This window comes from Streptomyces sp. NPDC000878, from assembly GCF_053599695.1.
Genome location: NZ_JBSFMT010000007.1, coordinates 233,579 through 240,022, shown reverse-complemented (window position 1 = coordinate 240,022; position 6,444 = coordinate 233,579). Strand labels below are relative to the sequence as shown.

At 70.5% G+C, this 6,444-nt stretch carries 6 protein-coding genes; 4 read left to right on the top strand and 2 right to left on the bottom strand.

All coding sequences use genetic code 11. From position 1 onward, the window contains the following. Positions 1–217 precede the first annotated feature (217 nt). On the bottom strand, positions 218–1,210 hold the full coding sequence (locus ACWDR4_RS09825) for a DMT family transporter (RefSeq protein WP_450406203.1): 993 nt from the start codon (positions 1,208–1,210) through the stop codon (positions 218–220). Between the two features lie 94 nt (positions 1,211–1,304). Between ACWDR4_RS09825 and ACWDR4_RS09820 the strand changes: the two genes are divergently transcribed. Further along, a complete protein-coding gene (locus ACWDR4_RS09820) occupies positions 1,305–2,207 on the top strand; it encodes a LysR family transcriptional regulator (protein WP_450406201.1) in 903 nt (300 codons plus the stop codon). A 91-nt stretch (positions 2,208–2,298) separates the two neighbouring features. Here ACWDR4_RS09820 and ACWDR4_RS09815 read toward each other — a convergent pair whose 3' ends face one another. Further along, positions 2,299–3,165 carry a phosphotransferase enzyme family protein gene (locus tag ACWDR4_RS09815; protein WP_450406199.1) on the bottom strand — a complete coding sequence of 289 codons (867 nt, stop codon included), beginning with the start codon at positions 3,163–3,165 and terminating at the stop codon, positions 2,299–2,301. Between the two features lie 196 nt (positions 3,166–3,361). On the opposite strand from ACWDR4_RS09815, the gene ACWDR4_RS09810 reads away from it, so the two are divergent. The 3 genes from ACWDR4_RS09810 to ACWDR4_RS09800 are packed head-to-tail and all read left to right on the top strand — an operon-like array spanning position 3,362 to position 6,425. After that, positions 3,362–4,303 carry a carbohydrate ABC transporter permease gene (locus tag ACWDR4_RS09810; protein ID WP_450406197.1) on the top strand — a complete coding sequence of 314 codons (942 nt, stop codon included), beginning with the start codon at positions 3,362–3,364 and terminating at the stop codon, positions 4,301–4,303. Then, positions 4,300–5,133 (top strand): carbohydrate ABC transporter permease, encoded by an 834-nt coding sequence (locus tag ACWDR4_RS09805; protein ID WP_450406195.1) that lies wholly within the window; start codon positions 4,300–4,302, stop codon positions 5,131–5,133. Before ACWDR4_RS09810 ends, ACWDR4_RS09805 begins: the two co-directional genes overlap by 4 nt. Next, positions 5,133–6,425, top strand: coding sequence for an ABC transporter substrate-binding protein (locus ACWDR4_RS09800; protein ID WP_450406193.1), 1,293 nt, complete (start codon positions 5,133–5,135; stop codon positions 6,423–6,425). The genes ACWDR4_RS09805 and ACWDR4_RS09800 overlap by 1 nt, the downstream gene beginning before the upstream one ends. Positions 6,426–6,444 lie beyond the last annotated feature (19 nt).

Below are 6,444 nucleotides of genomic sequence, written 5' to 3'. Positions count from 1 at the left end.
ACGGAACCCCGGTATCGGGACCACACGCGAAAGGACGAATCGTGGCTACCACGCGCTCTGCACACACCGTCTGGGAAGGCAACCTGCTGGAGGGCCCCCGCGATCCGTACGCCCTCGATGACGTCCTTCTCTGTGATGGGTGTGCCTGGACGGCCTTGTCCTGGAACGCCGACCTCAGGCATCTCCAGCCCGTCCGGCGTTTGAGGACAAGGCCCGTTCAGGGCCGTGGCGGAGGTTCGGGGGCGGCAGCCCCTGAGGATGGGACGGGTAGGGGCGGCGGGGGCGAGACTCTCCGGGGTGCCGGGCGGGCGCGGTGGGCGCGTTCCACCGACTGGCCCCAGTATGTGCCCGTCACCATCAGCGTCGCCCCCAACGCCGTGAACGCCGTCAAGTGCTCGCCGCCCAGCGCGATCCCGATAGCCGCCGCCCAGATCGGCTCCGTGCCCAGCAACAGGCTGGCCCGGCTCGCCGACGTCCGCTGCACGGCCCACGTCTGCGCCAGGAACGCGAACACACTGCAGAACAGGGCTAGATAGAGCAGCTGTGTCCAGGTCCCGGCGTCGGCACGGGCGAGCGTCGGCAGGTCGGGTGCGGCGACCGGCAGGAACAGCGCCGTGCCGATCACGGTCTGGAGTGTCGTCAGGTGGAGAGGGCGGATAGGGCGGCCTGTCGTGAGGCGGCCGACCAGAGCGACATGGACCGCCCGCACCAGCGCCGCGCCCAGCATCAGCAGGTCCCCGAGACGCGGCGCGTGGAAGCCGTTGCCGGACATGAGCAGGCCGACGGCCAGGACACAGACGCCGGCGGCGGCGTAGAAGGCCGGGGGCAGCCCGCCGGGGTGTCCGGCGCGGTCGAGGAGAGGGGTGAGCACAATGGTCAGGCTGATGATCAGGCCCGCGTTGGCGGCGGTGGTGTGGGCGACGCCGTACGTCTCCACGACCAGGACGGCGGCCTGCGTGAGCCCCAGCGGCAGCCCGGCCCGCACCTCCTCCCGGGTCCACAGACGAAACCCCCGGCCCCGTTCCCCCACCTCCTTCCCCCGCCCCGCGGCGACCAGGCCGAGACAGGCGAGCGCGGAGAGGGCGTACCGGGCGAACAGGACCACGAGGACGGGCAGGGCGGAGGTGGCCGTCTGGGCGGACAGATAACTGGAGCCCCAGACGAGCGCGACAAGGAGGAGTACCGCATCGGTACGGCGGGAGTCGGACACGCGACTACGGTGCACTGTCGGTGACCCTGAAGCCCAGGGCCACCTTCTTCAACGATCTTTTAGTTTCCCTACACAGTCCACCTACACTGGTCCCGTGGACGAACGACAGCTACGGATCCTGCGCGAACTCGGTGAGCTGGGCAGCGTCACCGCAGTAGCCGACGCGCTCCTCGTCACGCCCTCGGCGATCTCGCAGCAACTGCGACTGCTCCAGCGAGCCATCCCCGTCCCGCTCACCGAGCGACAGGGACGCCGGCTGGTACTGACCGACGCCGGGCAGGCGCTGGCGGGCGCGGCGACCGAGGTGGAGTCGGCGCTGGCACGGGCCCGGCACACCGTCGAGGAGTTCCTGGACCGGCCGGACGGGGAGGTGTCCGTGGCGGCGTTCCACAGTGCGGGCGCCATGTTCTTCCCCCTGCTGCTGCGCGCCCTCGCCGGACCGGACGGGCCTGTGCTGGCGCTGGCCGACAAGGACGTCACGCAGGACGACTTCCCGCCGCTGACCAGGGAGTACGACCTCGTCCTCGCCCACCGCCTCGACCACGCCCCGCCCTGGCCACGCACGGTCGCGGCGACCCCGCTGCTGCGCGAACCCCTCGACGTGGCCATGCCCGCCGACCACCCGCTCGCCGCCAAACGACGACTGACCCCGAGCGATGTGGCCGACCAGCCCTGGATCGCCGTACACGACGGCTTCCCGATCATGGCGACGATCGAGGCCATCGCCACCGCGGCGGGCCGCCGCCTCCATCTCGCCCACCGCATCAACGAGTTCACGGTAGCGGCGGAGGCAGTGGCCGCCGGCGGAGGCCTGGCCCTGATGCCCCGCTGGACCTCCCGCCCCCACCCCGCCCTGATCCTGAAGCCCCTCAGCGGCGTCCAGGCCAGACGCAGAATCGACGCCCTCCACCGCCCAGAACGAACGGCCCGGAGAGCGGTGCGAACGGTACTGACAGAACTGCGCAGAGCAGCACAGACAATCAGGGCCGAGGAGTAGCGCCCCTTTTAGGGGCGCGGGGAACTGCGCGACCAGCCACAACAAACCCGCACCCGCCCGACAACAACAACCCCCCACCCCCCCTAGGCGCTCAAAACGGATACCACCGCACAGTCGAATCCCCTTCCCTCAACGACCCCACCCGCCGCACAAACTCCCCCAACGCCTGAGGATTAACAGGCGCATGCTGCGCCACCCACGCACAACTCGCCGTCTCCCGCGCCCCCCGCAACACCCCACACCCCTCCCACTCCCGCACATCCCACCCGTACGCCTCCGTGAACGCGTCGTACGACTCGGTCGGCAGGCCGTACCGGTCATGGGAGAGGGCCATGACCACCAGGTCGTGTTCACGCAGGTCCGCGGAGAAGGTCTCCAGGTCGACCAGGACCGGCCCGGCGGGCCCGATGTGCACATTGCGAGGCAGCGCGTCCCCGTGGATCGGCCCGCGCGGAAGCCGCGGGACGAGCGCGGCGGCGGCCGTCGCGAAACCGTCGCGCCGCTCACGCAGATACGCCGCGTCGGCCGGATCGATCGCGTCGCCCGCGAGCCGCAGCCAGCGTTCGACGCCGCCCAGGAGGTGGCGGGGCGGGAGGGTGAAGGAGGTGGGGAGCGGCAAGGCGTGCACGATCCGTAGGAGTTCGGCCAAATCCGCCGGTTCGGCGGGGCGTACGGGATCGGGCAGACGGTGCCACACCGTCACCGGGTGGCCCTCGACGAGGAGGGCCTTCGGGTCGGCCGCGCGTACCGCCGGGACGTCCGCCTCGGCGAGCCAGAGCGCGATGTCCAGTTCCCGCTGCGCCCGGTCGAGGAGTTCGGCGTCGCGGCCCACCTTGACGACCAGGTCACCGGCGGCGAACACCGCGTTCTCGCCCAGCGCGAGAAGCCGTACGTCCGGTGCCGTGGCGGGCAGTACGCCCGCCGTGGCCAGTACGTCCCGGGCCCGTGCCTCGTCCATCGTCCGCCTCCCGCGCAGTGTCCCGTCCACGGTTGTGTACGTATGTGAACGGCGTCAGGTTCACGCCATCCGCCGGTCAGTGTCGCATTCGCACTGGTGGGGGCGTGTGCGCGGTGTCTTGACTGTGTACATCGGCTTCACGACCATGACGGAGCCCACTCCGGGGCCACCTCGGGCGACCAAAGGAGCCGATCACGTGACACTGGTGACCGGGGTGAGGCGGCCGGCCAAGGGCGGGACCCGCGCAGGACCGGGCGGCGGCGGCCGGATCGCCGGCCACGGGACCTGGTTCCTCGTCCTGCCCGCCCTGATCCCGATCCTCGTCCTGAGCGTGGGACCGCTGCTGTACGGGATCCTGCTGGCGTTCACCGACGCCCAGTCCGGCCGGACCGCGTCCACCCAGTGGATCGGCACGCTCAACTTCCGGGACCTGCTGCACGACACACTCTTCTGGGAGTCGTTCCGGATCGGGCTGGTGTGGGCGGTCGGGGTGACCGTGCCGCAGTTCCTGCTCGCCCTCGGCCTCGCCCTCCTCCTCAACCAGGAGTTACGGCTGCGCTGGCTGGCCCGCGCCCTCGCGATCATCCCGTGGGCGATGCCCGAGGTCGTCGTCGGCATCATGTGGCGGATCGTCTACAGCCCGGACGCCGGTGTCCTCAACGAGACGCTGCGCGACCTGGGCCTGGGCGACGGCCGAGACTGGCTCAGCGGCCTGACGACCGCGCTGCCCGCCGTCATCGTCGTCGGCGTCTGGGCGGGGATGCCCCAGACGACGGTCGCCCTGCTCGCCGGGCTGCAGAACACTCCGCGCGAACTGCACGAGGCGGCGGCGATGGACGGCGCCGGCGCCTGGCGCCGCTTCCGGACGGTCACCTGGCCCGCGCTCCGCCCGATCGCGCTCGCCATCACCGCCCTCAACCTCATCTGGAACTTCAACTCCTTCGCCCTGGTGTACGTCCTGACGAACGGCGGCCCCGGCGGGCGCACCCGACTGCCCATGCTCTTCGCCTACGAAGAGGCCTTCCGCTACGGCCAGTTCGGCTACGCGGCGGCGATGGGCTGTGTGATGGTCGCGCTGATCTCCGTCCTGCTCGCCGTGTTCCTCGTCGGCCGACTGCGGGGAGGTGAGGAGAGGTGAGAACGAGCACCAGCGCCCGCGTCGGCCAGTACGCGGCCCTCCTCGTGTATCTCGCCTTCCTGGCCCTCCCGTTCCTCTGGCTCCTGTCCACCGCCTTCAAGTCCCCGCGCGAACTGGGCAGTCTGCACCCCACCTGGATCCCGAGGAACCCCACCCTCGACAACTTCCGCCAGGCCTTCGACGAACAGCCGCTGCTGCACGCCGCGTTGAACTCCCTGCTCGCGGCGGCCTCGGCCGCGCTGATCGCCGTACTGATCGCGACCCCGATGGCCTACGTCATGGCCAGGCACCGCACCCTGCTCGGGCGGGCGGCGACCGGGTGGGTGGTGGTCAGTCAGGCGTTCCCGTTCGTGCTGGTGATCATCCCGCTGTTCCTGGTGCTGAAGAACCTGCGGCTGATCGACTCCGTCTTCGGGCTGGTGATGGTGTACGTGGTGTGGTCGCTGCCGTTCGCGCTGTGGATGCTCGTGGGGTACGTACGGGCCGTGCCAGCCGAGTTGGAGGAGGCGGCGGCTGTCGACGGCGCCGGACGTCTGCGCACGCTCGTCTCCGTCACGGCACCGTTGCTCGCGCCGGGGATCGTGGCCACGGCACTGTTCGCGTTCATCACGGCCTGGAACGAGTTCTTCTTCGCGCTCGTACTCCTGAAGACCCCGGAGAAACAGACCCTGCCGGTCGTTCTCACGCACTTCATCGGCGCGGAGGGCGTGGCGGACCTCGGCCCGCTGGCCGCCGCCGCGTTCCTGGCGACGCTGCCCTCGCTGGTCGTCTTCGCGGTCATCCAGCGCCGGATCACGGGCGGGATGACGGCCGGGGCGGTGAAGGCCTGATGCGCGCGCGATGGCTCCTCGTCGTTCTCGGTCTGCTGCTCGCCGGTTGCACCAGCGGTGGTGGTACGGCCACGGACGGCAGGATCACCCTCCGCTTCCAGTCCCTCGCCTGGCAGGACGAGTCCGTCGCCGCCAACAAGGCGCTGGTGAAGGAGTGGAACGCGACCCATCCGGACGTCAAGGTCGAGTACGTACAAGGGAGTTGGGACAGCGTCCACGACCAGCTGCTCACCTCCTTCGAGGGCGGTGAGGCCCCCGACATCATCCATGACGCCTCGGACGACCTCGCGGACTTCGCGTACGGCGGCTACCTCGCCGATCTGCGCGAGCTGCTGCCCGAGCGGCTCAAGTCCGACATCCCGCAGCGCAGTTGGCAGACGACGACCTTCGGGGACGGCGTCTTCGGCGTGCCGTTCCTCCAGGAGCCGCGCGTGCTGATCGCCAACGCCAAGTGGCTGAAGGAGGCGGGCGTACGGATCCCGACCCCCGAACAGCCGTGGAGTTGGCCGGAGTTCAGACAGATCACCCGACAGCTCAGCGACGGCGACGGCGACAGTGACGGGAAGTACGGTGTCGCCTGGCCGCTCAAGGAGCCCGTCTCCGCCACCCTCAACCTGTCGCTGTCGGCGGGCGGGCAACTGTTCCACCGGGGCGCCGAGGGCAAGGTCACGATCCGGTTCGAGGCGGCGGACCAGACCGTGCCGCGCACCATCCACGACCAGGCCAACACCGACCGCAGCGCCTCGCCGACCACCCTCGGCAGCGGCGGCTCCGACACCCTGCCCGGGTTCTTCGGCGGCCGGTACGCGATGGTCCCGCTCGGCTTCTCCTACCGTCAGCAGATCGCGCAGCAGGCCCCGAAGGGCTTCGAGTGGCAGGTGCTGCCCGCACCGGCGGGCGCCGACGGACTCACCCAGGGCGTCAGCCCGCAGACCCTGTCCATCGCCGAGGAGAGCCAACACCCGGGCGAGGCAGCTGAGTTCATCGACTTCATGCTGCGCCCCGAGAACATGGTCCGCCTCGCCCTGGGCGACTGGATGCTCCCCACGGGCACCGAGGCCCTGAAGTCCCCGTCCCTGCGGACACCGAAGGACGGCTGGGCCACGGGCACCGCCCTCGCCGCCCACCTCCGCTCGGCCCCCGCCCAGTCCGTACGGGGCTACCCGGAGTGGAAGGACAAGGTCGCGACGCCCGCGTTCCAGGAGTACTACAGCGGGGCGATCGACCTCGCCGAACTGCGGAAACGGCTGGAGGAGGACGGGAATCTGGTGCTGGCTCGCTATCAGCGGTGAGTGGCCGGTGTCGGGGATC